This is a genomic window from Brevibacterium sp. ZH18, from assembly GCF_022748595.1.
Classification (GTDB): Bacteria; Actinomycetota; Actinomycetes; order Actinomycetales; family Brevibacteriaceae; genus Brevibacterium.
Genome location: NZ_JALDSX010000019.1, coordinates 32,640 through 59,422, shown reverse-complemented (window position 1 = coordinate 59,422; position 26,783 = coordinate 32,640). Strand labels below are relative to the sequence as shown.

General features: G+C 62.1%; 29 protein-coding genes. 20 read left to right on the top strand and 9 right to left on the bottom strand.

Annotated features, from left to right (window positions below):
- Positions 1–133: 133 nt before the first annotated feature.
- The 7 genes from MPN20_RS09140 (at position 134) to MPN20_RS09110 (ending at position 5,997) form a co-directional block, all read left to right on the top strand.
- Positions 134–631, top strand: coding sequence for an ATPase (locus MPN20_RS09140; RefSeq protein ID WP_242781384.1), 498 nt, complete (start codon positions 134–136; stop codon positions 629–631).
- A gap of 20 nt (positions 632–651) precedes the next feature.
- Positions 652–1,440, top strand: a complete 789-nt coding sequence (locus tag MPN20_RS09135) for an alpha/beta fold hydrolase (RefSeq protein WP_242781382.1) — start codon at positions 652–654, stop codon at positions 1,438–1,440.
- 99 nt (positions 1,441–1,539) lie between these two features.
- Positions 1,540–2,448 carry a sulfurtransferase gene (locus MPN20_RS09130; RefSeq protein ID WP_242781380.1) on the top strand — a complete coding sequence of 303 codons (909 nt, stop codon included), beginning with the start codon at positions 1,540–1,542 and terminating at the stop codon, positions 2,446–2,448.
- A complete protein-coding gene (locus tag MPN20_RS09125) occupies positions 2,448–2,942 on the top strand; it encodes a SufE family protein (protein ID WP_242781378.1) in 495 nt (164 codons plus the stop codon). The genes MPN20_RS09130 and MPN20_RS09125 overlap by 1 nt, the downstream gene beginning before the upstream one ends.
- Before the next feature lie 84 nt (positions 2,943–3,026).
- Positions 3,027–4,091, top strand: coding sequence for an iron chelate uptake ABC transporter family permease subunit (locus MPN20_RS09120; RefSeq protein ID WP_242781370.1), 1,065 nt, complete (start codon positions 3,027–3,029; stop codon positions 4,089–4,091).
- Entirely contained in the window at positions 4,088–5,191 is a 1,104-nt protein-coding gene (locus MPN20_RS09115) for an iron chelate uptake ABC transporter family permease subunit (RefSeq protein WP_242781368.1), read from the top strand. Before MPN20_RS09120 ends, MPN20_RS09115 begins: the two co-directional genes overlap by 4 nt.
- Complete coding sequence (locus MPN20_RS09110) at positions 5,188–5,997, top strand: ABC transporter ATP-binding protein (protein WP_242781366.1); 810 nt, start codon at positions 5,188–5,190, stop codon at positions 5,995–5,997. The genes MPN20_RS09115 and MPN20_RS09110 overlap by 4 nt, the downstream gene beginning before the upstream one ends.
- A 3-nt stretch (positions 5,998–6,000) precedes the next feature.
- On the opposite strand, the gene MPN20_RS09105 is transcribed toward MPN20_RS09110, so the two are convergent.
- The 3 genes from MPN20_RS09105 to MPN20_RS09095 are packed head-to-tail and all read right to left on the bottom strand — an operon-like array spanning position 6,001 to position 7,763.
- Complete coding sequence (locus MPN20_RS09105; RefSeq protein ID WP_242781364.1) at positions 6,001–6,990, bottom strand: DUF808 domain-containing protein; 990 nt, start codon at positions 6,988–6,990, stop codon at positions 6,001–6,003.
- Positions 6,991–7,299, bottom strand: a complete 309-nt coding sequence (locus MPN20_RS09100) for an META domain-containing protein (RefSeq protein ID WP_242781363.1) — start codon at positions 7,297–7,299, stop codon at positions 6,991–6,993.
- Entirely contained in the window at positions 7,296–7,763 is a 468-nt protein-coding gene (locus tag MPN20_RS09095) for an META domain-containing protein (RefSeq protein WP_242781361.1), read from the bottom strand. The genes MPN20_RS09100 and MPN20_RS09095 overlap by 4 nt, the downstream gene beginning before the upstream one ends.
- Positions 7,764–8,006: 243 nt before the next feature.
- Between MPN20_RS09095 and MPN20_RS09090 the strand changes: the two genes are divergently transcribed.
- Positions 8,007–9,905: an LPXTG cell wall anchor domain-containing protein gene (locus MPN20_RS09090; protein ID WP_242781360.1), complete on the top strand. Its 1,899-nt coding sequence runs from the start codon at positions 8,007–8,009 to the stop codon at positions 9,903–9,905.
- Positions 9,906–10,172: 267 nt separating this feature from the next.
- Positions 10,173–12,080, top strand: a complete 1,908-nt coding sequence (locus tag MPN20_RS09085) for an LPXTG cell wall anchor domain-containing protein (RefSeq protein ID WP_242781359.1) — start codon at positions 10,173–10,175, stop codon at positions 12,078–12,080.
- A gap of 79 nt (positions 12,081–12,159) precedes the next feature.
- Here MPN20_RS09085 and MPN20_RS17515 read toward each other — a convergent pair whose 3' ends face one another.
- A complete protein-coding gene (locus MPN20_RS17515) occupies positions 12,160–13,140 on the bottom strand; it encodes a GNAT family N-acetyltransferase (RefSeq protein WP_347566814.1) in 981 nt (326 codons plus the stop codon).
- A 41-nt stretch (positions 13,141–13,181) separates the two neighbouring features.
- On the opposite strand from MPN20_RS17515, the gene MPN20_RS09070 reads away from it, so the two are divergent.
- The 6 genes from MPN20_RS09070 (at position 13,182) to tpx (ending at position 18,110) form a co-directional block, all read left to right on the top strand.
- Positions 13,182–13,400 carry a hypothetical protein gene (locus MPN20_RS09070; protein WP_242781358.1) on the top strand — a complete coding sequence of 73 codons (219 nt, stop codon included), beginning with the start codon at positions 13,182–13,184 and terminating at the stop codon, positions 13,398–13,400.
- A gap of 36 nt (positions 13,401–13,436) precedes the next feature.
- Complete coding sequence (locus tag MPN20_RS09065; protein ID WP_242781354.1) at positions 13,437–14,255, top strand: thioesterase family protein; 819 nt, start codon at positions 13,437–13,439, stop codon at positions 14,253–14,255.
- Positions 14,256–14,364: 109 nt separating this feature from the next.
- Positions 14,365–14,757 carry a VOC family protein gene (locus MPN20_RS09060; RefSeq protein ID WP_242781352.1) on the top strand — a complete coding sequence of 131 codons (393 nt, stop codon included), beginning with the start codon at positions 14,365–14,367 and terminating at the stop codon, positions 14,755–14,757.
- Positions 14,754–15,272: a DinB family protein gene (locus MPN20_RS09055; RefSeq protein WP_242781350.1), complete on the top strand. Its 519-nt coding sequence runs from the start codon at positions 14,754–14,756 to the stop codon at positions 15,270–15,272. Before MPN20_RS09060 ends, MPN20_RS09055 begins: the two co-directional genes overlap by 4 nt.
- Before the next feature lie 132 nt (positions 15,273–15,404).
- The gene (locus tag MPN20_RS09050) at positions 15,405–17,531 is read left to right on the top strand and encodes a 5'-nucleotidase C-terminal domain-containing protein (RefSeq protein ID WP_242781348.1); all 2,127 of its coding nucleotides are present in this window, start codon (positions 15,405–15,407) and stop codon (positions 17,529–17,531) included.
- Between the two features lie 78 nt (positions 17,532–17,609).
- Positions 17,610–18,110 (top strand): thiol peroxidase, encoded by a 501-nt coding sequence (gene tpx, locus MPN20_RS09045; RefSeq protein ID WP_242781346.1) that lies wholly within the window; start codon positions 17,610–17,612, stop codon positions 18,108–18,110.
- A gap of 7 nt (positions 18,111–18,117) precedes the next feature.
- Here tpx and MPN20_RS09040 read toward each other — a convergent pair whose 3' ends face one another.
- Entirely contained in the window at positions 18,118–18,834 is a 717-nt protein-coding gene (locus MPN20_RS09040) for a PIG-L deacetylase family protein (RefSeq protein WP_242781344.1), read from the bottom strand.
- Positions 18,835–18,936: 102 nt separating this feature from the next.
- Here MPN20_RS09040 and MPN20_RS09035 point away from each other — a divergent pair, with 102 nt between their 5' ends.
- A complete protein-coding gene (locus tag MPN20_RS09035) occupies positions 18,937–19,599 on the top strand; it encodes a hypothetical protein (RefSeq protein WP_242781342.1) in 663 nt (220 codons plus the stop codon).
- A 5-nt stretch (positions 19,600–19,604) separates the two neighbouring features.
- Here the strand turns inward: MPN20_RS09035 and MPN20_RS09030 are convergent, their stop codons facing one another.
- The gene (locus MPN20_RS09030; protein ID WP_242781340.1) at positions 19,605–20,810 is read right to left on the bottom strand and encodes an FAD-dependent oxidoreductase; all 1,206 of its coding nucleotides are present in this window, start codon (positions 20,808–20,810) and stop codon (positions 19,605–19,607) included.
- Positions 20,811–20,910: 100 nt separating this feature from the next.
- Here MPN20_RS09030 and MPN20_RS09025 point away from each other — a divergent pair, with 100 nt between their 5' ends.
- The 3 genes from MPN20_RS09025 (at position 20,911) to MPN20_RS09015 (ending at position 24,070) form a co-directional block, all read left to right on the top strand.
- On the top strand, positions 20,911–22,392 hold the full coding sequence (locus MPN20_RS09025) for a DHA2 family efflux MFS transporter permease subunit (RefSeq protein WP_347566813.1): 1,482 nt from the start codon (positions 20,911–20,913) through the stop codon (positions 22,390–22,392).
- A 67-nt stretch (positions 22,393–22,459) separates the two neighbouring features.
- Positions 22,460–23,047, top strand: coding sequence for a DUF222 domain-containing protein (locus tag MPN20_RS09020; protein WP_242781338.1), 588 nt, complete (start codon positions 22,460–22,462; stop codon positions 23,045–23,047).
- A 141-nt stretch (positions 23,048–23,188) separates the two neighbouring features.
- Positions 23,189–24,070: an HNH endonuclease gene (locus MPN20_RS09015; RefSeq protein ID WP_242781335.1), complete on the top strand. Its 882-nt coding sequence runs from the start codon at positions 23,189–23,191 to the stop codon at positions 24,068–24,070.
- 3 nt (positions 24,071–24,073) lie between these two features.
- Here the strand turns inward: MPN20_RS09015 and MPN20_RS09010 are convergent, their stop codons facing one another.
- From MPN20_RS09010 to MPN20_RS08995, 3 genes are all read right to left on the bottom strand, one after another.
- Positions 24,074–24,415 carry a hypothetical protein gene (locus MPN20_RS09010; RefSeq protein ID WP_242781334.1) on the bottom strand — a complete coding sequence of 114 codons (342 nt, stop codon included), beginning with the start codon at positions 24,413–24,415 and terminating at the stop codon, positions 24,074–24,076.
- Between the two features lie 530 nt (positions 24,416–24,945).
- Entirely contained in the window at positions 24,946–25,590 is a 645-nt protein-coding gene (locus MPN20_RS09000; RefSeq protein WP_242781332.1) for a hypothetical protein, read from the bottom strand.
- Between the two features lie 134 nt (positions 25,591–25,724).
- Positions 25,725–26,303 (bottom strand): HhH-GPD-type base excision DNA repair protein, encoded by a 579-nt coding sequence (locus tag MPN20_RS08995; protein ID WP_242781331.1) that lies wholly within the window; start codon positions 26,301–26,303, stop codon positions 25,725–25,727.
- A gap of 57 nt (positions 26,304–26,360) precedes the next feature.
- On the opposite strand from MPN20_RS08995, the gene MPN20_RS08990 reads away from it, so the two are divergent.
- A complete protein-coding gene (locus MPN20_RS08990) occupies positions 26,361–26,744 on the top strand; it encodes a YchJ family metal-binding protein (protein WP_242781328.1) in 384 nt (127 codons plus the stop codon).
- The last annotated feature ends 39 nt before the right edge of the window (positions 26,745–26,783 follow it).

The window sequence follows — 26,783 nt, the reverse complement described above, 5'->3', positions numbered from 1 at the left end:
GTCGTGTCTATGTCCCCGGGTGAAGAGCCTGGCGGGGAAATTTATGTGAGGCACGACCCTTGGCTACGCGGGGACTATCTATGAGTCTCGTCGACCTCTTCCCAACCCGGAGACGAATGAATAGGCTGGCCGCATGGCTGACACAGCGAAGTACCTAGGCGAGCACATCCTGCGCACACGAACGATCCCGGCGCCCGCCTCGGCGATCTTCGCTGTGCTCTCCGATCCCACCCGCCACCGGGAAACGGAGCCCACGGATTGGGTGCGCTCAGCCATTGACGAGGCACCGATCACCGCGGCCGGGCAGATCTTCGGCATGAACATGCACTTCGAGGCAGCCGGCGGCGACTATCAGATGTTCAACACGGTCTCGACGTTCGAGCCCGTGCACGCGATCGCCTGGGACCCCGGTCAGGCCGACGAGGACGGCACGGTCACCCCCGGTGGGTGGCGCTGGCGCTACGACCTTGCAGAGGCAGACGGCGGCAGCACGACCGTGACCCTGACCTACGACTGGTCGCGCACGACTCAAAAGGTCCGCGACGCCTTCGACGGATTCCCCGTCGTCAGCCCCGAATACCTTGAGGAGTCCCTCGCGACCCTGGAGCAGGCGACCACAGCATCGTCGTGAGTCCCAGGTAGTCTGGTGGCGTGAGAGACATCGCCACCACACTCATCGGAGACACCGGCACGCGCGTCGTATTCCTGCACGGACTCTTCGGCCGCGGCAAGAACTTCACCTCGATCGCCAAGACTCTGGCACCTGAGTACTCGAGCCTGCTCGTCGACCTGCCCAACCACGGCGACTCGCAGTGGACCGAGACGTTCAGCTATGTGAACATGGCCGACTCCGTCGCTGCTGCCATCGCCGAGGTGACCGACCCCGACGATCTGCCCGTGCACGTAGTCGGTCATTCGATGGGCGGCAAGGTCGCCATGGTCCTCGCCCTGCGCCATCCAGAACTGATTGACCGCCTCGTCGTCGTCGACATCGGGCCGACGGCCGGCGGCTCCATGGGTGTCTTCGATCACCTCCTCTCGAGCCTCGTCGACCTCGACCTGGACCAGGTCGACTCGCGGACCGCGGCCGACCAGGCTCTACAGGAGAAGATTCCCGACCCCACGGTCAGGGGATTCCTGCTGCAGAACCTGCGAGCCACCTCGGCGGGGTACGCCTGGCAGCCCAACCTTGCGCTCCTGCACGCCAGTCTCCCCGCTATCGGGGACTTCCCGGACGTGGGCGAGGCGACGTTCGGCAGACCGGTTCTGTGGGTCGCGGGGGAGAAGTCGGACTACGTCTCGCGCGATGACTTGCCCCTCATGCGATCGTTGTTCCCACGGACCACGCTGCTTACGGTCAAGGGCTCGGGGCATTGGGTGCATTCGGAGAAGCCGCAGGCCTTCGTCACCGCGCTGCAGGCCTTCTTCGAACGCGCGTGACACCCCGGCTGCAGGCAGCCCGCGAAGAGGAATATGCTGGTAGACAGCAGTGTTGAGCAATTCAGAAGACACTGTCACGAACCCCATGAGGAGGAACGAGTGAGCACATCGATTCCGGCCGACACCACGGCCAAATTCGCCGAGTACGCAGACGGGACCCGTCTGGTCAGCACCGATTGGGTGGCTGAACACGCCGGTGATCCCGGCCTCGTCATCGTCGAAAGCGATGAGGACGTGCTCCTCTACGAGACCGGACACATTCCCGGCGCCGTGAAGGTCGACTGGCACACCGAGCTCAACGATTCCCTGACCCGTGACTACCTCGACGGTGAGGGCTTCGCCGCTCTCCTGTCTGCCAAGGGCATTTCCCGCGACGACACGATCGTCTTCTATGGCGACAAGTCCAACTGGTGGGCCGCCTACGCCCTCTGGGTCTTCTCGCTCTTCGGGCACGAAGACGTCCGTCTGATGGACGGCGGTCGTGCGAAGTGGCAGGCCGAAGGCCGCGAGCTGACCAAAGACAAGCCGCAGCCGACCCCGACTGAATACCCTGTCGTCGACCGCGACGATTCGACTCTGCGCGCCTTCCTTCCCGAGGTTCGCGACAGCCTGGGCAAGCGCCCGCTCATCGACGTGCGCAGCCCCGAGGAATACAGCGGCGAACGCACCCACATGCCCAACTACCCCGAAGAGGGCGCCCTGCGCGGGGGACACATCCCGTCGGCCCAGTCGGTGCCGTGGGCCAAGGCTGCGAACGAGGACGGCACGTTCAAGTCGGTTGCCGAACTCAAGGAAATCTACACCGATCAGGCCGGACTGGGCACCTCCGACGAGGTCATCGCCTACTGCCGTATCGGTGAGCGCTCGAGCCACACCTGGTTCGTCCTCCAGCATCTGCTCGGCTACGACAACGTCCGCAATTACGACGGCTCGTGGACCGAATGGGGCAACGCCGTGCGCGTGCCCATTGCCACGGGTTCCGAGCCGGGCGAGGTTCCGGGCCGCTGATGAGTGCTGACACATCCTCCACCGCGCCGAAGACCTCGGACCTTCCCGAGAGCCTGGCCGAGATCGTCACCGACCTCTATGAGACCGATCCCAGCGATCGTCTCGAGGTCCTGCTCGAGTTCTCCTCGGACCTGCCCGAGCTGCCGCAGCGCTTCAGCGATCACCCTGAGCTCCTCGAGCCGGTGCCCGAGTGCCAGTCGCCGATCTTCCTCGTCACCGAGGTCGATCATCCCGAGGAGGGCGAGCAGGCGCGTGTCGACCTGCATTTCTCCGCCCCTCCGGAGGCGCCGACGACCCGTGGGTTCGCCGGGATCCTGCACGAAGGACTCAACGGCCAGACCGCCGAGGTGGTCCTGTCCATCCCGTCTGACCTGCCCCTTCGTCTGTCGATGACCGATGCCGTCAGTCCGCTGCGGCTGCGCGGAATGAGCGGGATGCTGTCGCGGATCCAGCGTCAGGTCTCCGAGAGGATCGGCAAGATCACACAAGGATGATGCCGCTGGCGTTTGGTTGAGACGCTAGTGTCGCCTAGAGTGTGGTTAGCCTGCCCTTAATTAGTCGACGCTAAGGATCATCTGATGACCGGTCTCGCCACCTCCTCGGCGACTGCACCGCAGACCATCGGTCACACCTCCGCGCGGACGCTGCGCCTCAAACGCGGCATCGGCCTCGTCGTCTCGCTCATCGTCCTCGTCGGCGTGGTCCTGGCGTCGCTGGCGATCGGTGCGCGCGATATGCCCCTGTCGGAGGTCCTCGGAGCGTTCTTCGACCCCAGCGGCAGCGACGACCAGCTCGTCGTCCTCGAACTCCGCCTGCCCCGCACCATCCTCGGCGTCCTCGTCGGGATGGGGCTGGGGCTGGCCGGCGGACTCATCCAGGCACTGACACGCAACCCCCTTGCCGATCCCGGCATCCTCGGCGTCAACGCGGGTGCCTCATTCGCCGTGACCGTCGGAATCGGCTTCTTCGGAGTCTCGTCGATCAACGGCTACATCTGGTTCGCCTTCGCCGGCGCATTGCTGGCGACCACAGGCGTCTACATCATCGGCTCCTCGGGCCGCACCCGCAGCGTCGACCCGATTCGCCTGACCCTGGCCGGCGTCGCCGTGGCAGCAGTGCTGACCGGCCTGACCAAGGGAATCCTGCTCTCGAACGAGCGGGCCTTCGACGCCTTCCGCGCCTGGGACGTCGGCGCGATCGCCGGGCGCGGATTCGACACGATCACTGCAGTTGTTCCGTTCATCGTCATCGGCATCATCATGGCGCTGCTGCTCTCGCACTCGCTCAACGCGGTCGCGCTCGGCGACGATCTGGCGGCCAGCCTCGGCACCTCTGTCAACCGGACTCGGATCCTGTCCATCCTCGCGGTCACACTGCTGGCCGGCGGAGCCACGGCGGCGGCCGGTCCGATCGGATTCGTCGGCCTGATGATCCCGCATATCGCGCGTTGGATGGTCGGCCCCGACCAGCGCTGGATCCTCGCGTATTCGGTGCTGCTCTCACCGATCCTGCTGCTGGCCTCAGACGTACTCGGCCGTGTCGTGATGAAACCGGGTGAGCTGCAGGTCGGAGTCGTCACCGCCTTCGTCGGTGCGCCCGTTCTCATCGCCCTCGTTCGTCGGAAGAAGGCCAGCGGCCTATGAGATCAGTCAACAGCGCACTGCCGACCTCCGAACCGGTTCCGGACCGACGTGTCCTGCCGGGGGAGAAGGTCGACTTCGGTCGCCCCATGCTGCGTCTCCTGGGCTTCCGCGTCGACGTCCGCGTCGTCGTCACGGCCGGCATCGTCGCTCTGCTCGCCCTGGCGTGCGGGTTCGTGGCACTGCTCCTCGGCGAGTTCTCCCTGACTCCCGTCGAGGTTTTCCAAGGTCTGTTCGGCCAAGCGGAGAAGCGCATCGTCAACACCGTCGTCGGAGAGTGGCGGGCACCGCGCGTCATCGGTGGCATCGTCCTCGGCGCCGGGCTCGGCATCTCGGGAGCTGTGTTCCAATCCCTGACACGCAATCCTCTCGGCAGCCCTGACATCATCGGGTTCTCCACCGGTGCCTACACCGGCGGCATCATCACGATCATCTTCTTCGGCACGAGCTTCGTGTCCACGGCCTTCGGTGCGATCATCGGCGGCATCCTCACCGCTGCCATCGTGTACCTGCTGACGTGGAAGGGCGGCGTCCAGGGGTTCCGCCTCATCATCGTCGGCATTGCGCTGACGGCGATGCTCAATGCCTTCAACACCTGGCTGATCATGCGCGCGGACCTCGATTTGGCCATGGCCGCGGCCACCTGGGGCGCCGGTTCCCTCAACGGCATGAGCTGGTCGACGATCCTCCCCGCCGCCATCGGCACGATCTTGCTGGGACTGGGATGCGGCCTCTTCTCCCGCGACCTCGGCACCCTTGAGCTCGGAGACGACACTGCCAAGGCGCTCGGTGTGCGCAACGAGTCGGTGCGCGCTGCGCTGATCCTCGTTGCCGTTGCCCTCGTCGCGGTCGTCACTGCGGCCGCCGGCCCGATCGCGTTCGTCGCCCTGGCCGCCCCGCAGATCGGGCGCCGAATCGCGAAAGCGCAGGGCACCAGCCTCCTGACATCCGCCGCAGTCGGTGCGCTGCTGCTCGTCGGGGCCGACCTCATCGCCCAGCACGCCTTCGGCGACATTCAGCTGCCCGTCGGCGTCGTCACCGTGTGCATCGGCGGAATCTACTTGATCTGGCTCCTCATCCAAGAAGCTCGGAAGGCACAATGAGCACTTCATCTCCACTGGCAGCCCGCGGCCTCGATCTCGCCTACGATCAGCGGCAGATCGTCGCCGACCTCGACGTCGACATCGCCGAGGGCAAGTTCACGGTCATCGTCGGGCCCAACGCATGCGGCAAGTCGACTTTGCTGCGGGCTCTGGCGCGGCTGATGGCACCGGCCAAGGGCACGGTCCTCCTCGACGGGGGCAATATTGCGAAGCTCAAGACGAAGCAGATCGCCCGGCGACTGGGTCTGCTGCCGCAGAGCTCGATCGCACCCGAGGGCATCACCGTCGGTGAACTCGTGGCCCGTGGCCGGCACCCGCACCAGTCGTTCCTCAAGCAGTGGACCGATACGGATGAGGCTGCTGTGCTTTCGGCATTGCGGGCGACCAACACCGAGGAGCTCTCCTCCCGGCTGGTCGACGAGCTCTCAGGCGGTCAGCGCCAGCGGGTGTGGGTGGCCATGGTGCTGGCCCAGGAGACGCCGCTGCTCTTGCTCGACGAGCCGACGACGTTTCTCGACGTGGCGTTCCAGATCGAGTTGCTGGACTTGTTCTCGCAGCTCAACAACGAGCATGGACACACCCTCGTCGCAGTCCTCCACGACCTCAACCAGGCCTGTCGCTATGCCGATGAGATCATCGCCATGAAGAACGGTGCGATCGTCGCTCAGGGAGCTCCCTCCGACATTGTGACCTCCGAACTGGTCCGTGAGGTGTTCGGAATCGACTGCACGATCATCGATGATCCGGTCACCGGTGCGCCGATGATCGTGGCAGGAATGCCGAAGAAGACGTTCGCCGCTCGCTGAGGCTTAAGCAGCAGCGGTGTCGACGCTGTCATCCTTGACTGTGCGGCCCGGCTTCATCAGCGCCGTGATGCCGATGGCGATGCCAGCCACGATGCTTCCCCAGATCGCTCCGAGGATGAGTGAGAAGAAAGTGTTGACCAGCCAGCCGAGGAAACCGCCCACGCCGGGGATGGCAGCCACAGGCACTTCGAGGTGGTGGATGAATCCGTAGAGAGCGTGGAGACCGAGTTCATCGGTGCCGACGAGAATGATGTGACCACCCACCCACAGCATTGCGAAGGTGCCGATGACCGACAGCGCACCAAGGAGTTTGGGCATCGCCTGGACGAGGAAGCGGCCGAACTTCTGCGTGCTCGGTTTGTCCTTCTGTGCCATGTGGAGGCCGATGTCGTCCATCTTGACGATGAGGGCGACGACACCGTAGACGCCGACAGTGATGGCCAAGGCGACGATGGCGAGGATGATCGCACGGGAGAGCAGTGCCTCACTGGCCACCTCGTTGAGGGCGATGACCATGATCTCGCAGCTGAGCACGAAGTCGGTCGTAATCGCCGAGCGGACGATCTTCTTCTCAGCATCGCCGTCGTTCTTCTTGCCGTGCTTGGATTCCTTCTTCGGTTCCTCGTGGTGTTCGATCCACCCGAACTTCTCGAAGATCTTCTCGGCACCTTCGAAGCACAGATAGGTGCCGCCGACCATGAGCAGGGGAGTCAGCAGCCAGGGGAGGAACTGGCTGAGCAGAAGGATGATCGGCAGGATGATGACAAGCTTGTTGACCAGCGATCCCAGCGCGATCCGTTTGATGATGGGCAGCTCTCGCTTGGGGTTGACGCCCTCGACGAACTTCGGGGTCACTGCCGCATCGTCGACGACGACTCCGACGGCCTTGGCCCCGGCCTTCGAAGCGCCGGCGGCTACGTCGTCGAGGCTGGCCGCGGAGAGCTTGACGAGTGCTGCGACGTCGTCGAGCAGGGCGAAGAGGCCGCCGGCCATCTACTGTCCTTCTTCGCCGGTGTCACGGGCCAGGGCGCCGAGGCTGTTCCCGCCGTGATCGAAGACGTTGAGTCGGTCGCCGTCCACCTCGACACGGTGGGCGCGCCCTACCCAGGCCTCCATGCCCATCACCGCACGCTGCGTGGTGGCGAAAGGTTTGATGACCGTTCCCGATTCGTCGGTGCCCCACGTGGTGGAGATGCGATTGCCCCCGTCGCTGCCGGTCAGGGTGCCATCCTCACCGAACTGGAGGAACGCTGAGGATCCTTCTTTGGTGCTGATCCATTTGCCGTTGAGCTGCTGTGTCATTTGTCCTCTTTCTCCAAACCGCCGATGACTTTGCCTTGGCCGTCCATGACCTTCATGACGTTGCCGTCGATCGTTGCTGAACTGGCCTTCGACAGCCACTGGTTGCCTGGGCAGGCTTTCTGAGTCGTGGTGAATGAGTCGATGGTGACTTTGTCCTTGCCAGCCGTCCACGTGGTCTCGATCCGGTTGCAGCCGTCGGAGCCTGTGACATTTCCATCGTCGGTGAACTCGAGGAACGGGTCGCCGGTCTCCGGCGATGTCCATTTGCCCGTCGGATCCAGAGTCGCGCCCGCGTCGTCGGTCGGCGAGGCTGTGTCGCTTGATTCGGAGGGGGCGGAGCTTGAGGGCTCGCTGGGCTGCGGTGCGGTTTCGCAGGCGGCTAAGGGCAGTGCCAGAGCGAGCGCGGCGATGCCGAGGGCCCGAGTCAGCGGAGCTGGTGGTCTGAGCTGAGTGTGGATTGCCATGCCCTGATCATAACGGGCAGGTTTGGAAGCTTCCCGAAGAATACTGGCAACCCCCGGATATTCAGCTTTTGTAAGTTGTGTTCACCGGCAACACGCATTGTGGTTGCAAGTCATCGTTGCCAAACCGTAACCTTTCAAGGGTTGAAAGACTGGTTCGAGCGAGGCAGATGTGTCCTACGACATGTTGGTCGGCGTCGAGGCAGGCAATCACGACAGTGAATCCGATCAAGGGAATCTAACAGTATGCAGAAGAAACTCGTGCAGAGTTCGCTGGCCCTGAGCGCCGTTGCGGCTCTCAGCCTGGGCAGCGCTTTCGTTGCATCCCCTGCGATGGCCGACAACGGCCCGCAGAAGCTGGATGTGCAGAACGAAAAGCAGGTCCAGAAGGCGCTCTCCGATGTCGACGGCGTCAATGCCTACGGATCCGAAGGTGGAAAGCTCCACCTCGGCGTGGCTAAGAAGACCTCTGAGGTCAAGAATCTTGAGAAGAAGTACGACAACATCAAGGTCACCGAAGGCGTCAAGGAACTTGACCCCTATGCGAAGAATGACCTCGTCGGCGGTGCCGGCTACCTCGTCGGTGCCGGTGAGGGTGCCGGAGCCTGCTCGACCGGGTTCTCAGGCTGGGACGGCGACGGCAACCCGATCGTTCTGACCGCAGGTCACTGCTCGAAGATCATCAACGAAGACACGAACAAGTTCGAAGGCGACTCCACGGTCAATGAGACCGAACAGCCGTCGACTGCTCCTGCCAATGGCGGAGAAGGCTTCAAGAAGTCGGGCAACGGCGTCATCGGCAAGTGGGGCTTCCACAACTTCGGTGGAGATCTGCTCGAGGGAAATGACCAGGACAAGTGGGCTGAGCCGAAGGCCAGCGACATCGACTTCGCTGTCATCAACGTCGACAAGGACAAGTACCAGTCCAAGAACGGCGTGACCGATTGGAAGAGCGCGGACTCCGAGGATCTCTCGACGTCCACCTCTGACATCAAGGAAGTCGGAGCGCACAAGTCCGGTTCCATCGAGAAGTCCGGTCGCACGACCGGTCTGACCGAGGGTGAGGTTCTGCCTCGCTCGGAGTACGACTTCGACTACCAGAACGTCGGCGGACGCTGGGTCCACGGCTTCGGTGTCACTGCTCCTATCGACAAGCCCTTCTCGCAGCCCGGTGACTCGGGCGGCGGCGTCTTCCAGGGCTCGACCGCAGTCGGTGTCATCTCCGGTGGTGGAGATCTGGACGCGAACACTTCGTTCACCTGGGTCGCTGACCTGGATCACTCGCTCGAAGAGTCGGGCACGGACTTCCATGTAACCGACCCGGCCGACGAGACCCCGGAGGCTCCTGCCGCTCCGAAGGTCGAAGACCAGACCGTCGAGCCCAAGGGTGACATCACCGGTAAGGCCGAGGCTGGCGCCAAGGTCGAGGTCAAGTGGGAAGCCGCTAAGGGCGCGCAGGCCGCGAAAGACGGATCTGAGACTGTAGATGCCGACAAGAACGGCAAGTTCACGGTTGAGGGCCCGAAGGCTGAAGGCGACTACACCTTCTCGGCTACAGCCACGGTCGACGGTCAGAAGTCGAAGACGGCCAAGTTCGACGTGACCGTCGAGAAGGACGAGTCCGAGACTCCTGCTCCTGTCAAGCGTTCGATCAACGTCGACCCCAAGGAGATCGCCTCCTCTGACTTCGTCAAGAAGGACAAGGGCGTGACGATCACGGTCAAGGGCTTCGACGAGGGCGAGAAGGTTTCGCTCAAGGTTGCTTCGGGTCCAAAGAACGTCAAGGGCATCACCCTGGACGAGACCGCCAACAAAGACGGTGTCGCAGCGTTCTCGATCTACGGCACGAGCGATTCAGATCCTTCGGTCTACCTCGGAAACTACGACGTGAATGTCACCGGAGACAACGACACCGATGATGAGAAGGCTCTGACCGGCTCGTTCAAGGTTGTTGCTGACGAAGACGGCAACGGCGGCGGAAGCGATGATGGCGACAACGGCAAGGATGACGGCGACAATGGTGACGGTGGATCTGATCTGCCTCGTACCGGTGCTGAGCTGACCGGCCTTGCTGCCGGTGGCGGTCTGCTGCTTGTCGGTGGAGCTGCAGTCGTTCTGACGCTGCGTCGCAACAAGAACAACTGAACTTAGCTCACGCGCTCATGATGTGATCGTCTGAGAGGTTTCAACGAGTGCCCCTGGCCTGATGGCCAGGGGCACTCGTGTGTTCTGGCGCGTTCGACTGCAGGAAGGGCCCTTGTCTGATTAGGCAAGGGCTCGTGTAGTTTCGTTCATTCAGTTCACAGTTTTGGCGATACTTTCTTGGTAGTCGCTGAGTGCAGCCCGTAACCTTATCGTGACCAACGACACCAACTTGTGATTTTGCAAGTTCTCGAAGAGAGACATTGACGTATGAAGAGGAAACTCCTCCAGAGCTCGCTGGCTCTGACCGCAGCTGCGGCACTGGGCCTCGGCGGCGCATTCGCTGCCTCGCCGGCCATGGCGGCCGACCAGGCGCCCGCTGAAACCAAGCAGGCTGCCGAAACTGAGCAGGCTCCCAAGGCTCTGAACGTGCAGAGCGACGCGCAGGTTCAGAAAGCACTGTCCGACGTCGGCGGCGTGAATGCCTACGGCGAAGAGGGCGGAAAGCTTTACCTCGGTGTCGAGAAGAAGACCTCGGAAATCAAGGACCTTGAGAAGAAGTACGACAACGTCGTTGTCGAAACAGGCGTTGACGAAGTCAAGGCGCAGGCGAGCAACGACCTCGTCGGGGGCGCCGGCTATTTGGTGGGCGCAGGCAAGAGCGGCGGAGCATGCTCGACCGGTTTCTCCGGTTGGGATGGCGATGGCAACCCAATCGTCCTCACCGCGGGTCACTGCGCCAAGATCATCAACATGAAGACCAATAAGTTCGAAGGCAGCACGAAGGTTTCTCAGACTGAGCAGCCGTCGACCGCTCCGGCAGTGGGTGGCGAGGGCTTCAAGCCTTCTGGCGATGGCGTGATCGGCAAATGGGGCTTCAATAACTTCGGTGGAACACTTGTTCCTAAGGGTGACAAGACCTCTCAGCCGAAGTCAACCGACATTGATTTCGCTGTCATCAAGGTCAACGCCGATAACTACACGAATAAGAAGGGTGTGACCGACTGGAAGACTGCTAAAGGCAACGATCTTGCAGCTTCCACTTCGAAGATCACATCAGTCGGCAAAGAGAAGGTCGGCAGCACAATCCACAAGTCGGGACGCACGACAGGTGTGACGAGTGGAACGGTGTCGAAGAAATACGCGAAATACAAGTGGCAGGTTGTCAGCGGTCGCTGGGTACACGGCTTCGCTGTTACCGCACCGATCGCCAAGCCGTTCTCCGCTCCGGGTGACTCCGGCGGTGGCGTGTACCAGGGTACAACCGCAGTCGGCGTGATTTCCGGTGGTGGAGATCTGGATAAGAAGACGTCGTTCACCTGGGTCGCCGACCTCGACTACTCTCTCCAGAAGTCGGGTATCGATTTCAATATCAATGAGCCGAGTGACGAGACCCCTAAGGCTCCTAAGGCGCCCGGTGTTGATGACCAGACCATCAAACCGAATGGTGATGTGAAGGGCACGGCCGCACCAGGTTCTGACGTCAAGGTCAAGTGGGAGCCCGCCTCGGGTGCTCAGGCAGCCAAGGCCGATTCCAAGACAGTCAAGGCCGACAAAAACGGCGATTTCAAGCTCGAAGGCCCCAAAGCTGAGGGTAAGTACGATTACTCCGCAGTGGCAGTTGTCGATGGTCAGGAATCTAGGGACACCGACTTCACGGTGACGGTCAAGAAGGAGAAGACCGAGACTCCTGCCCCGGTCAAGCGCGAAATCTCGATTGATCCCAAGGAGATCGTTGCCTCTGACTTCGTCAAGAAGGACAAGGCTGTGACGATCACGGTCAAGGGCTTCGACGAGGGCGAGAAAGTCACCCTCAAGATTGCTTCGGGACCGAAGAACGTTGAGGGCATCACCCTTAAGCAGACCGCGAAGAAGGACGGCGTTGCCGCGTTCGCGATCTACGGCACCAGTGCGTCGAACCCCGAGGCCTACCTCGGAAACTACGACGTGAGCGTCACCGGCGCCAACGATACCGATGACGAGAAGGCTCTGACCGGCTCGTTCAAGGTTGTTGCTGACGAAGACGGTAACGGTGGCGGCGACAACGGCGACGGTGGTGACGGCGGATCTGATCTGCCTCGCACCGGTACCGAACTGACCGGCCTCGCAGCCGGAGCAGGTCTGCTCGTCATCGGCGGAGCAGCAGTTGTTCTGACCATGCGTCGCAAGAAGAACTGAATATAGCTCGCACGATCACTTACTGATCGTCTGAGAGTTCGCAAGAGCACCCCCGGTCTTCTGACCGGGGGTGCTCTTGTCAGTTCTGCATGAACGCTCGCACATCGGATTGCAGTGACCCGGAAACCTCATGGAATCCCAACGACACATAGAACGCCGTCAGCGCAGGATCGGCATCCGTGAGCAGAACAGTCTGGCGAACCTCGGAGAACGGGCAAAGGACACGTTCCACGAGGAGCCGGCCGATACCTCGGCGCTGGTGGTCAGGGTGGACGAGGACATCTTGGAGATAGACGATCGAACCGAAATCGCTGATCACGCGCGCCAAGCCGACCACTTCGCCATCGTGAAGAGCGGTGACGACATGCGCTGAGGCCATCACGCTGACGTGCAGGGATGCCGGGTCTCGCGTGTAGGCGGACCACCCCACCGATTGATACAGCGCTGTGAGTTCGTCGACTGTCGGCACTGCGTTCGACTCGAACGCCACGTCGCTGGAGTTTTCAGGCGCGAACTGCGGTCGGTCGTGCCACTGCAGGCCTCGAACCTTTCCCGACTCCCACTCTTCGCGCAATATCGCGTAGACGACTGTGTCCTGAGGTTCCCTGCCCTCCACTGGCCAGGCTCTGCGATAGTGGGCTTCCTTGGTCCAGCCTGTGCGGACGAAGATCGACCGCATGGCCAGATTGTCGGCACGGGTCTGACCCTCGAACCGATCCGCCTCGAGAGTTGTGAACAGGTGGTCAGTGGCAGCACGCAGGCATTCGGCACCCAATCCGCGACCACGAGACGACTCCGCCAGGCGCAGGTCGAACATCGGAGTGTCGTCACAGAGATCCTCGAGGCGGATGAGGCCGATTCGCCCCAGTCCGTCATGGTCAAGCCAATAGGAGCGGCGGTCCTCACCGTCGAAGGCGCCCGAGTCGATGAGCTCGGAGACCTCCGCCGCCGTTCTCCGTCGCGCATAGGCGTGGAAGGGGAACTCGTTGTGAGTGAAGAACTCGATGAGTGCACGGCGATCGTTCGCCTCGGGATCGACTCGGATCAGAGATATGCTCATGTGGTCAACAGTAATGGCGTACCTACAGGGGAGTGGCGACGTTGAGCATCGACGAGGATCCGTTCGACTACCGCATCACCAAGTCCGGAATGCTCATCATCGGCCGCGGCGGCCGCACAGTGATGGAGCTCGGCGGGAAGAAGGCTGCAGCGCTGATACCGAAGCTCGGTCGCAGCGATGAAGCCGATCAGCAGCTGCTCGCGCGAGCGACGGGGAACTATCGTCGGGGCAATGAGCGGCAGACGAATCACCAGCACTGATCGTACGACCGTTCAGTAGTTGGTAATGTGAGCCACATGAGCCCATCGAACCTGAGCGAATTCGACATCGCTACCGCCGTCAAGCGCCAATCAGACACGTCTTTCACCGCCGAACTCGGCGCCGAGTGGAAAGTGGCAGGTGCCATCAACGGCGGCTATCTGCTCGGCGTCGCGGCGCAGGCTCTGCGGGCTAACAGCCCGAAGGCCCCAGACCCGCTGGTGGTCTCGACGTACTATCTCGGACCCGGCGAAGCAGGTCCTGCAGATATCACCACGAGGCTGATCCGTGCAGGCAAATCCAGCGCGACCTTCGCCCTTGACTTGACCCAGAACGGCTCGCCCAAGACCACATCGCTGGCAACGATGGGCAACCTCGGCGCGCTTCCCGACGATGTCGCTACCTCAGCAACACCACCTGAGCTTCCGGATCCCGAACACTGCGTGGACGTCGCCGAGGCGCCCGGAGGCTTTGTGGAGTCCGCGCCGATCGTGAAGCGCTACGACATGCGCATCGACCCCGACACTGCGGGTTTCGCCATGGGCAAACCCAGCGGCCGCGGACTCCTGCAGGGATGGATCCGTCTGGCCGACGGTGCTGAGCCGGATCCGATCTCGCTGCTCGCGTTTCTCGACGCCTTGCCGCCGGTGATGTTCGATGTGGGCCGGTTCGGCTGGGCACCGACGATGGAGCTCACGACTCACCTCCGGGCGATTCCCGCACCGGGCTGGATCGCGGTGAAGCTGTACACCCGCAACATCGCCGGCGGCATGTTCGAAGAGGACTGCGAACTGTGGGACTCGAGCGGTCGCCTCGTCGCGCAGTCCCGACAGCTGGCACGTCAGCCGCGAGGCTGAGCCGTCATCGTGTGACGTCGTGCGCGGGGTCGTGTCCGCGGCAGCGGCTAGGGTGTGAAGTCACGACAGTCCCTCCGACTTCACGGTCACGGCGAAAGGATCAGCGCCCATGGTGTCCCTCTCCTCTCTGAGCATCACATTCGACTGCAAAGACGTCGCAGTGCAGTCGATCTTCTGGGCCGATCTGCTCGGTGCCGAACTCGATGAGGGTGCGAACGAATTCGTCGCCAGTATCGGGGGAGTGCACAATGCTGACTCACCGACCCCGGGGATGCTCTTTCTCAAAGTAGATGACCGCGCCGACAGCAAGAATCCGCTGCACATCGACCTCGACGATCCCGGCTATCCCGGGGATGTCGAGCGGGCTGTGTCGTTGGGAGCGGAGAAAGTCGCGTCGTTCGACGAATTCGGCGTCGAATGGACGACGCTGAAAGATCCTGAGGGAAATGTCTTCGACATCGGCCGCCGAAAGCTAGGCGATGAGGCAGAATCATCGTCATGAGGCTTCCATTGACGGATCCACGCGACGAACCCACCGAGCGCCAAGGGCTCGAGGACTTCCTCGAGTACTACCGGCAGGTCATGCGCCGAAAGGTCCACGGGCTGACGAACGCCGAACTTAACCGCACAGTCGCCGCATCGACGCTGACGCTGGGCGGGATCATCAAGCACCTGAGCTTGGTCGAGGACACATGGTTCGTCGAGGACCTCCTGGGCCGCGAACTGCCGACGCCGTGGTCGTCCGTGGACTGGAAGGCCGAACCGGATTGGGACTTCGACAGCGCGGCCGAAGACACACCCGAATACCTCCTCGAGCTCCACGAGGAGGCGTGTGATCGATCGCGGCGCATCCTCGCCGGCGTCGACGACCTTGACCAGAAGACTGTTCGTGAGCACAGAGACGGCGAGCATTTCAATGTTCGCTGGATCCTCATCCATATGATCGAAGAATATGCCCGGCATGTGGGCCACGCCGACCTCATCCGTGAGAGCATCGACGGTTCGATCGGCGACTGACCAGTCGCCGGGTTCCGGCCGGGGTCGAAATAGTGACAACAGAGTTTGTGAAAGTTTTGCCCAGGATTTGCTCAGACTTCGGGGTTTTCGCATTAGAGTGATTGTTCTACGTCCGCATCACACTGGAGTCTCATGCGTTTACGAACCGTCGCTTCGTCCACTTTGGCACTGACCCTCATCGTCGCCGGCCCGGTTTCGGCTTCGGCCGCACCGACCGCAGAATCGGGGGAGCTCACCCTTCTCGCCACCACCGACGTGCACGGGCACGTCCTCAACTGGGACTACTTCGCCAATGCGCCGTACCCGAAGGGCGAGGAGCTCGGGATGTCTCGCGCCTCCACGCTGATCAAAGGCGTGCGCAAGGAGAAAGCGGCGGATTCGGTGCTCCTCGTCGACAACGGCGACACGATTCAAGGCAATCCGCTGACGTACTACTACGCGAAGCAGGAGCCCATCACCGACACCGGCGAAACGCACCCGCTGGCCAAGACGTACAACGCATTGGGCTATGACGCGCAGGTTGTGGGGAACCACGAATTCAACTACGGGCTTGATCTGCTCGCCGAGTACAAGGATCAGGTCGATTTTCCTCTCCTCGGCGCCAACGTCATCGATGACGATGGAGGTCAGAGCCATCTCGATCCCTACACCATGGTCAAGAAGACAGTCTCCGGTCAGCAGATCACCATCGGCGTGCTGGCCGTGACCACACCGGGCAGCCGTATCTGGGATAAGAACAACCTCTCCGGCAAGGTCCACTTCGATGACCCCGTCGAAACTGCGAAGAAATATGTGCCCAAGATGAAGGCAGAAGGCGCCGACGTCGTCGTCGTGCTCTCCCACTCCGGCAAGGACCCCGCCGGTCAGACCTGGGATCCGTCGAAGCTGCAGGAGAACGTGAGCACGTCCGTGGCGAAGGTGCCCGGTGTCGACGTCCTCGTCGCCGGTCACACGCACCAGAACGAACCGAGCCAGGTCGTGACCCGCGACGACGGGACGAAGGCACTCATCACCCAGCCCAACTACTGGGCGCGTTCGGTCTCCGAGGTCGACCTGCCGATCAACCTCGACACGATGAACATCGACTGGGGCAGCGCCGACCCGACTGCGACGCCGTTGGCCACTCAGGGCGATGTCGCTGAGGACCCGGAGATCACCGACCTCGTCGATTCTCAGCATAAGAAGACCATCGACTATGTGAATACGAAGATCGGGTCGGTGACCGAGACGCTGAGCGCATCGACCTCGTACTACGAGGACACTCCGATCCTCGACTTCATCTCGAAGGTCCAGACTCAGACGGTCGAATCCGCATTGGACGACACCGAATACAAGGATCTTCCCGTCCTGTCGCAGGCCTCTCCTTTCAGCCGCACGGCCGAATTCCCGGCTGGCGACATCACGATCCGCGACGTCGCCGGACTCTACGTCTTCGATAACACCTTGGGCGGTGTCGCAATCAACGGCTCTCAGCTGCGTGACTACCTTGAGTACTCGGCACGCTACTTCAAGCAGACCGAGGAAGGAGCGGACTTCGACCCCGCGACGGGCACCAACGCCATCGATGAGGCCCTCGACCGTCCGATCCCTGACTACAACTTCGACGCTCTGTCCGGGGTCGACTACGACATCAACGTCTCCAAGCCCGTGGGCGAGCGGATCGAGAATCTCAAGGGCGCCGATGGGAAGAAGGTCGCTGACGACGACAAGTTCGTCCTCGCGATCAACAACTATCGTCAGTCCGGCGGAGGCGACTATCCGGTCGGAGATCTCAAAGAGGTCTACAACGAGCAGGTCGAGGTCCGTCAGGCACTCATCGATTGGGTTCAGGACAACAAAGTCGTCGACCCGAAGGACTTCTCCGACGAGAACTGGCAGGTCGTGACGAGTACGCAGGACTCGGGCGACGACGATGCGGAAGGAACCGCCGACTCAGATGGCGCCGAGGCGAACGCTGACGGTGGAGACGACACCGCCAACGCCGAGGCGAACGCCACGTCCGGCGCAGACGACGGAACCACCTCGGCGAACGGTTCGGACAGTGCGAGCGGTTCCAACGGTGGAGACCAAGCCAACGGTGGAGACCAGGCCAACGGCAGTTCAGCCTCGGCAGATGGCGCAGGCGACGACGACAACGCCTCAGGCGGTGGCGATCTCCCGCGCACAGGAGTGGAACTGGCGACGACGATCGTTGCGGCTGCAGCGATCATCGCTCTCGGAGCAGGCCTCGTGTATTTCGCGCGACGCCGTCGCAGCTGAACAGACGAACCCGTGTCAGATGTCTCACGTAGAGTGGGAGACGACAGCAGCATTGACTGACGAAGGAGAAGGCTAAACATGGCGACAACAGCATTTCAGGGCACCCCGGTCAAGACTGTCGGAGACCTCCCCGCCAAGGGCGAGCAGGCACCGGCATTCACCCTCGTCGGCACCGACCTGGGCGAGGTGACCTCGCAGGACGCGTCCGGCAAGCGGGTCGTCCTCAACATCTTCCCAAGCGTCGACACGGGAATCTGCGCCGCCTCGGTGCGCAAGTTCAACGAGCTCGCTGCGAGCCTCGACAACACCACGGTCCTGTGCGTGTCCAACGACCTGCCGTTCGCGCAGGGACGTTTCTGCGGTGCCGAGGGCATCGAGAACGTCGTCGCCGCATCCGGGTTCCGCAGTGCCTTCGGCAAGGAATTCGGAGTCACCATGATCGACGGACCTTTGGCCGGCCTGCTGGCCCGCTCGGTCGTCGTCCTCGATGAGAAGGGCAGCGTCATCCACTCGCAGCTCGTCGACGAGATCGGCACCGAACCGAACTATGACGCAGCGGTGGCAGCGCTCAGCAGCTGATTCTGCGCTACATGTCGAACACCTGCACGGGCAGCGCGTAATCTACGCCTGCCCGTGTTCCGGCTTCCGAGGTGATTCCGGGGATCATGTCCGAGGGCGCCGGATGGTCAGACAGCGCCTCGAGGTACACGGTGTGTGCTTCGAGTGAGGCCACAGCCCGGTCCACATGAGCTCTCTCCAGCTCCACAGCATGTGTGGCGTCTGCGCCGGTGATCAGAAGTCGGTCAGCCTTCCACGCCTCCAAACCGTCGTCTGCAAGGTCGGTGAAGAGCCACGGGTTGTCAGCATCTCTGATGGCATCGACCGTGGCGATTCCGGCGGCGCGGTGATCGATGTGGTTGAGTCCCCACGGCGACTTGAGCTCCCAGTTCGAGACCATCACCGCATCCGGCTTGAACTCACGGATTTTCTTCGCGATCGCATGTCGCAGCTCGATGCCCGGTTCGAGGAGCCCGTCGGGAAATCCGAGGATCTCCAAGTCGTCGACACCGACGATCGTGCATGCCTTTCGCTGTTCGCCCTCGCGCAGGGGAGCGACCTCGTCGGGGTGCATGTCCCGGATCCCCGCTTCACCGCGGGTGAGCAGAAGATACGACACCTCCTTTCCCTGATCGGTCCATTTGGCTACGGCCGCAGAGGCGCCGTATTCCATGTCGTCGGGGTGGGCGACGATGCACAGGAGGCGGGTGACGTCAGCGTCATCGAAGAGCGGGAGCTCAGTCATGACCCCAGGCTATGCTCCTCTCGACGCTGGGGCCAGAGCAGAAATGGGTACGATGTGAATGATCCGCCGCACAGGCACGGTACTTCCACTGAAAGCAGACCCATGGACCGCAGAGCATTGTCGGCTGGTGTGCTGATGCTCAGTCTTGCGCTGGGCGGATGCTCGGCTCTGAAGCTGAGCACCTCAGACGGCGACGCCGCACCGGTCAAGATTGGAGTCGGCGAAGGTTCGAGTGCCGCGCCGACCTCCACGGGCTCGAGCATTCCCGAGGGGATATCGACGGTGTCCGTGAACCTCGGTGCGGAGTGTCCGGTCGCAGTGGAACTGGCGATGGACCCTGAATGGAACGACGAGACTGCCTTCGACGGATACCAGCTCTTCACCCGCGATGACGACGCCATCATAACCGTCAACTGCAATGAGAGCCGGGACGACACTGCGCAGGAGATCGTGGACAAGTCGCGAAAGTACACCTTCGCCGAGCCAGGTTCGACGAATCAGGCTGAGCACATGGGCACCCTGTCCGGTGGAACCTACTGGACGTTCCACGGCACCCTGGCGCCGACCGAGATGCGCGCGATCGAGCACAGCGAGACCGTGATCTACGGCGCCGTCGTGGGAATCAAGGACAACGGGCGACTGTACAAGGCGACTGTCGAGATGAGCACGAAGTCCGGCGACGAAGCGACTGCAGACAGATACGAACAGATGCTGCCGACCGTGCATATCGCAGATCAGGAGCTCGAGCCACCCGCCTTCTCGTAGGTCGACTAGCGTTGCCCCCGGCCGTCGATGCGTTTGAGCAGCTCCCGGGCTGCGATCCGACCTGCGCGAGTGGCACCGACCGTCGAGCTCGCTGAACCGTATCCGACCAGGAAGACTCGGTGATCGTCCTTGACCGAGACCTCGGTCTCCATCGCGATACCGCCGTCTGGGGTGCGCAGATGCAGGGGAGCGAGATGGTTGAGTGCTGCACGGAAGCCGGTGTTCCAGAAGATCACGTCGACCTCTTCAACGCGTTCTGCTGCGAAGGGTTGCCACGATTCCGGTACGGCCAGGTGGTCGCTCGCCGACGGGCCGAGACCTTCTGACGTGGCAACCGCCTCGGCGTCATGGCCGGGGAAGTGGACACCATTGGGCACGATCTCATCGAACATGCCACGCGAGACCAGGACCCCGTCATCGACGCCGTCACGGAATTCCCTGCGGATCGGCAGCCCCGTCGTGCGCACGACGCTGGCCGGCGCGAGTCCGGCTAGGGTGCGGGAGCGCACGGCCCGTTCGACTTCGAGGCCCCACTTGCCGTCGAACTCTCGGGACGTGAAGTTCGGAGGACGGCGAGTGGCCCACACAGTGTCGGTCACCTCGGCGAGCTGGAGGAGAAACTGCGTTGCCGAGATGCCGCCGCCGACGACCACCGTGCGCAGGTCGCGGAAGTCCTCGACATCACGGAAGTTCGCCGTGTGCAGCTGTCGTCCCTCGAACTCGGCGATTCCCGGCACGAACGGCACGTACGGGTGGGTCCACGTCCCGGTGGCGTTGATGAGGTATCCGGCCGTGAAGTGAACACGCTCGTCGTCGACATCGGCGATGAACTGCAGGGCACCGGTACCCGGCGTTTCAGATCTCACCCGGACAACCTCGGCGGGGCGGACGACGCAGAGTTCGAGTTCGCGTTCGAAGCGGGAATAGTAGTCGGAGACCACCGCCGAGGCGGGGGTGGTGGGATCCGGTGTGCCCAGTGGGAAACCGGGCAGGTCGGCGACATGGTTCGTCGTCCCCAGCGTCAGGGAGTCCCAGCGTTCGCGCCATGCCCCTCCGGGACCACGCCCAGCGTCGAGGACGATGAAGTCCTTGCCCGCCACCAGGCCATCACGCCACAGATAATGTGCCGCCGACAGACCGGCCTGACCTGCGCCGATAATGACGATCGGCCAATGAGAGCCGGCTAGCAGCTCGGGAATTCGGCACACCATGAGGCCATTGTTCCAGGTTCTTTGTGGAGGCGCGCGATCGTCGGTCTGCGCTGTCGGCGTAGAAGTTGACCATGGTGGGTGATGGGGCAAAGATAGGTCGGTGACTTCTCAAACCCAACTTCCGGCCAATCCCTGGCGCGCGCTCTGGGCGCTGTGCATCGGCTTCTTCATGATCCTCGTCGACTCGACCATCGTCACGGTGGCGATGCCCGACATCATGACCTCGCTGAATGCCGATATCAACGCGGTCGTCTGGGTCACCTCGGCGTATCTGCTCGCCTATGTCGTGCCGCTGCTCATCACGGGTCGGCTCGGCGATAAATTTGGGCCCAAGCGCGTCTATATGGTCGGGCTCGTCATCTTCACCCTCGCCTCATTGTGGTGCGGTCTGACGATGACAGTGGAAGCGCTCATCATTGCCCGCGTCGTCCAGGGTCTCGGTGCGGCAGCGATGACGCCGCAGACGATGGCTGTGATCACTCGGATCTTCCCGTCGGATCGGCGCGGTGCGGCGATGGGAATGTGGGGAGCCGTGGCGGGTATCGCAACCCTCGTCGGACCCATTGCCGGAGGCCTCCTCGTTGACGGCTTCGGGTGGGAGTGGATCTTCTTCGTCAACGTTCCCGTCGGCATCGTCGCACTGTTCATGGCGTGGTGGCTGGTGCCGAGGTTGGAGACGCACAGCCACAGCTTCGACTGGTTGGGTGTTGTGCTGTCGGCGTGCGGTATGTTCCTCGTCGTCTACGGAATCCAGCAGGCGCATGGGGTCAAATGGGGAGCGCTGATCGGGCCGGTCACGGTGCCGTTCGTCATCGGTGCCGGTGTCCTCTTCCTGATCGCGTTCGTGCTGTGGCAGCGGTTCACCCGCGCCGAGGTGCTGGTTCCGCTCTCGATCTTCCGCGACCGCAATTTCTCGTTGGCGTCCATCGCGATGACGACGGTCGGCTTTGCGATCACCGCGATGATGTTCCCACTGATGTTGTGGGCGCAGAATGTGCTGGGCTATTCGCCCACCCAGTCCGCGCTGCTGCTGGCTCCGATGGCGGTGCTGTCCGGAGTCCTGGCGCCTTTCGTCGGCAAATTGGTGGACAGCGGCAACCCGCGTGTGCTGGCCGGAATCGGCCTGGGCGCGTTCTCAATCGCGCTGTTCTGGCTGGGTTCGCTGCTCGAGGCCGACACCTCGCCGTGGCTGGTGATGCCCCCTGTCCTGCTGCTCGGTGTGGCCAACGGGTTCATGTGGGCGCCGATCAGTTCGACCGCGACCCGCAACCTCCCTCTCCACTACGCCGGAGCCGGCTCCGGGGTCTACAACACGGTTCGCCAGGTCGGTGCGGTGCTCGGCAGTGCGGCGATCGCCGTGGCGATGGAGTCGCGTCTGGCTGCGAACATCGGTGATTCCAGCGGGATGTCCGGCGCCGAGGCGGGAGCTGGTTCCGCTGCGACTGGGCAGATGCCCGAAGCGATCGCGACCGGATTCGCGCATGCCATGGGGCAGTCGTTGTGGGTGCCTGCGGCGCTCGTGCTGATCGGGTTCGTCGCTGTGCTGTTCTTTGAGAGGCCGAAGCCGAAGGTGGCGAGCTGACCTCGAGGTTTGGTCTGATTGACGCTGAGAGAATTCTCGTGTCAGTGCCTGCAGGTACCGTGATTACATGGACACGCAGCCAGCTGCGAACCCAACGGAGGGTTCGGATCTAGGAGCCGAGATCGATCGGCTCGCAGTGATGCTACGCAGTTTCTCCCCAGCTGGCAGCGAGATTGAGAGTCTCGACCGGATCACTGCTTTCGAAGAGCTCAAAGGCGCTCTTGCCGCTGCTCAGGCTCGAGAAGCTGTGAACTTTGCGTCGAAGCGGATGAGCCGTGACCTGCGCAACCGTGTTCCGGTGCGCAAACGTGGTCTTCGCGTCGGTGATGAGATCGGTTTTGCGAAGAAGGTGTCGCCAGCGTCGGGAAGAACGTTCCTGCGGACCGCCAAGGCGCTGACTACGGCGTTGCCGGACACGTTCTCTGCCCTGTCGAGGGGCGTGATCTCTGAGGACAAGGCGCGCGTCGTCGTCGATGAGACCGAAGGCCTTCCTGATCGTGACAGAACTCGTGTCGATACTCGCATCAGTGAGAGCCTGCCTTCTGCCGGGATGAGGAGTCTGCGCTCGGAGGCACGGGCACTGGCCATCGAACTCAGCGGCAACGATGCTGACGAGCGAGTGAAGAAGGCGACAGCCGGCCGTCGTGTGACTTAGACCCCGCTGCGCGATGGCATGGGGCGTCTGACTGCGAAGGTCCCGATCCAACAGGCTGTCGCTGCGTTCGAAGGGCTCAAAGCCTGTGTTGAGGCGACTGTCGCCGGCGGTCAGTCGGAGAGCCGCAGCCCGAATCAGATCATGGCGGATACGTTGGTCGTGCGACTGACGGGACAGAAGTCTGCCGAGGCGGTGCCGACGCAGCTGCACGTGCTCATTGATGCCAACTCTCTGTTCTCGGACGGAAAGGTTCCGGCGTGGATTCCGGGTATGGGGCCCATGCCGTCGAAGACGACCCGCAATTTCGTGGCGGCCAACAATGCGGATGTGTTCATCCGGCGCATGTTCACTGCTGCGAAGAACGGGCAGCTCGTGGCGACGGAGACGCGAGGGCGGAAGTTCACCGGGAATCTGCGTCGCATGGTGGTGTTTCGTGACGATGTCTGTCGGACTCCATGGTGTGATGCGCCGATCAAGCATGTGGATCATGTCAATGCGCATGCCGATGGGGGAGCGACGACGTGGGAGAACGGTTCGGGGCTGTGTGCGTCCTGCAACTTCGCAAAGGAGCATCCCGGGTGGAAGCACGAGGTCAGTGCTCATGGGTTGACGGTGACGACTCCCAGTGGAAAGACCTATACGGATGTCACCCCACCGCTTCTAAAACGGATGCGTCACCGGCGATGGGGTCCGAACCCGCCGGATTGGAAGAAGATCTTCAGCAAGAAGGTATCTGAGCCCATATCTCGATACTCGAACTTCGATTTCGGAGTGCCCAACGATTACGGTCCTTGCGCGCCAGGTCCTGATCCCGATGATGATCCGCTGATCGGGACGGCAAAGGAGTGGCCGCCCGACCGTGATGTGGTGTCGATGGAAGAGAAGCTGGCGAGCTTCGGTCCGCCGCGTCGAATGGCGACGGCCTCGGATGAGGAGGTCGCGGAGATGATGCGAAAGCTGTATCCGCTGAGCGCTGACGATGACGAGAATGTCGATGGGGATTCTGGCCAGGACACAAGCTGAGGCTCAGTTGCAGTCCGGACCGTTCGGGTTCATATAGCAGTCCTCGTCGACGAGATATCGATGGAATCGGTAGACGTCGATCGAGATTTCGTTGCTCGCAACGTGTGCGAATCCATCAATCGGCAGCCAGGGTCCACCATCTACGGAGAATTGCCCGCTGAAGGTTGCGGTCATGCCAACTGTTTTGGCCCCGGTCTTCTGGTAGTCGTGGCCGACCTGGGGTGTGTCGCCGGGGCGTGGTTTGGAGCCCGGCTTCTCAGTGGTCCCGCCGGTGTTGTCGCCGAAGTCCCAATTGAATTTCTCAGGCGTGACTTTCACGGTGACGGCGTAGGTCAGGAGGGTCATGTCGATGTAGCTAACTTCTGCGTCGGTCCAAAAGGCTGCAGGTTTGCCGATGACTGCCCAGTCTTTGGGCCAGGCATGAATGGTTGGTGCCGGTATGTCGAAGGTCTGGAATTGGGATTCGGGAATGTGGGTAGGCGGTTGAGGGCGTGCGGGTGCACCGCCACCGCCTCCTCCGCCACCACCACCGGGGCCAGGCCCGGGTAGGTCGGCACAGATGTGGCCGACTTCTTCCAATACACAATCAGGCTGGCCGCCACCACCGGAGCCTCCGCCGGATCCGCCGCCGGAGCCGCCCCCAGAACCGCCTGTGCCACCGCCGCCTGAGCCACCACCACCACCGCCGCCATCAGAACCGCCACTGCCGCCTCCCGGCGCAGGCGCAGGCGGGCGGGGTGGGGCTGGTGGTTTTACCACACTGCAATTACGTTCTTGCAGCGAGTCGCAGCCAGGACTATTTGTCGCAAGGACCGGCATCGGCCCGAAAATCAGACCAGATATAACGGCCAAGGCGATAGCGAAAAGGCCCTTAGCTATTCGCACTCTTTACTCCACAGCTCCTGATTCGATATCTTCCAGTCGTCACCTTGCTTGGTTGCGGTGTGTTTCATCGTCAAACTTCGCGGTGTTTGAGATGGAAGCGGAGCGCCGAGTTCAACTACTGCTCGGTCTGAATCGTGAGTGCAATATATGACTATGACTGAGTCCCCAACTGTGTTGTCGGAATTCAAATTGATCGCTTGGACTCGGACTTGGTAGTAGTCATATGTGCCAGCCATATACTGACCGCTCTCTTCTAAATCTTCCGCACTCTTTTTGAGCGATTCAAGAGAGCTCTCGCTGGCGTAGGCGGTAACGCCTTCGACGTCCTTACCCCCGGACGAAAGGACTCTATTAATCGTCGCGATATACCCGTCGAACGCTGTCAACGCCCCCTCGACTGCTTTCTTGTCCTCAGCGCTGAGGTCCAAATCAGTCTTGTATTCAGGCACCGAGGGCGTTGACTGGTCGCCAGACGGGTCTGTAGAAGAGTCCTTGGCAGGAAGCGTCGAAGTCGGGGCAGCGACAGGGGAATGATCATCGCATCCAGACAGCAGAAGCGGAAATACTAGCGTCCCAGCAAATATGGCAGCTAAAACAACAGGGTGCCTGCAAGGTCTTCCGGTTCCAGTCTTCATTCCACGCCTCTGTGGTCCAAAAGTCCGGCGCCAACGCTCGTCTGGCGCCCGGAACCTCTACACTATGCGAGAACTACTACTTTGAGAACAGGCGAAGTTGAATCTGTGGATAACCCGTCCGCGAGTGACTGCGGCTATTTTTTAGCTGCCTTCGCAGCCGCCTTCTGCTGCTTCTTGAAGGCCCGGACCTCCAAGAGGGTGTCCGCATCGACCACATCCGCGATCGACCGACGACTGCCGTCTGCGCCGTAGTCACCAGCGGATTCGCGCCATCCATCAGCCTCAAGATCGAACTGCTTGCCCAGCAGCGCCAAGAAGATCTTTGCCTTCTGCTCTCCGAATCCTGGAAGCTTCTTCAAGCGCTTGAGCACCTCTGGGCCAGACGGATTTCCCGAGGTCCAAATTGCGGCAGTATCACCGTCATATTCGTCAACAATCTCTGCCGCCAGCTTCTGCACCCGAGTCGCCATCGACTTCGGGAAACGATGAACAGCTGGCTTGATGGAGAACTTCTCAAGGAAGTCATCCGGGTTCATCTCAGCGATCTCGACAACGTCGAGCTTGCCCAAACGCTCGGCGAGCTTCGCCGGACCCGCAAACGCCACCTCCATCGGGACCTGCTGATCGAGAAGCATTCCCATAAGCAGAGCGAACGGGTCATCGGCGAGGAGGGCGTCGGATTTCGGATCACCAGACAAGAAGACAGAACTCATAATTCCCATACTGGCACGTAATCACCCGCCCAGCACCCCGCGAGATATCATCGCCACATGATCTGCCCCTGCTCCGGTATGCCCGCTGGCACCGACTACGACCGCTGCTGCCGTCCCGCTCTCGACGGCGAAATCTGGCCCACCACCGCCGAGGCCCTCATGCGCTCCCGCTACACCGCCTTCGTCCGCGGCGACGAGAACCACCTCTTCCGCACCTGGCACGCCAAGACCAGACCTGCCGACATCGGCCTCGACCACGACACTGAATGGCTCAGCCTCCAGATCCTCGACACAACCGGCGGCACCGAATCGGACGAGACCGGAACTGTGCATTTCACAGCGAAATTCAGGGACCACCTCGGCGACCAGATTCTCGAAGAGAACTCTTCGTTCGTTCGCCGAGCCGGCCGATGGATGTACCTCGAAGCCCTCGACAGCTGACTGACGCGCCACAACCGCGCGAAATCTGCCTATACTGGT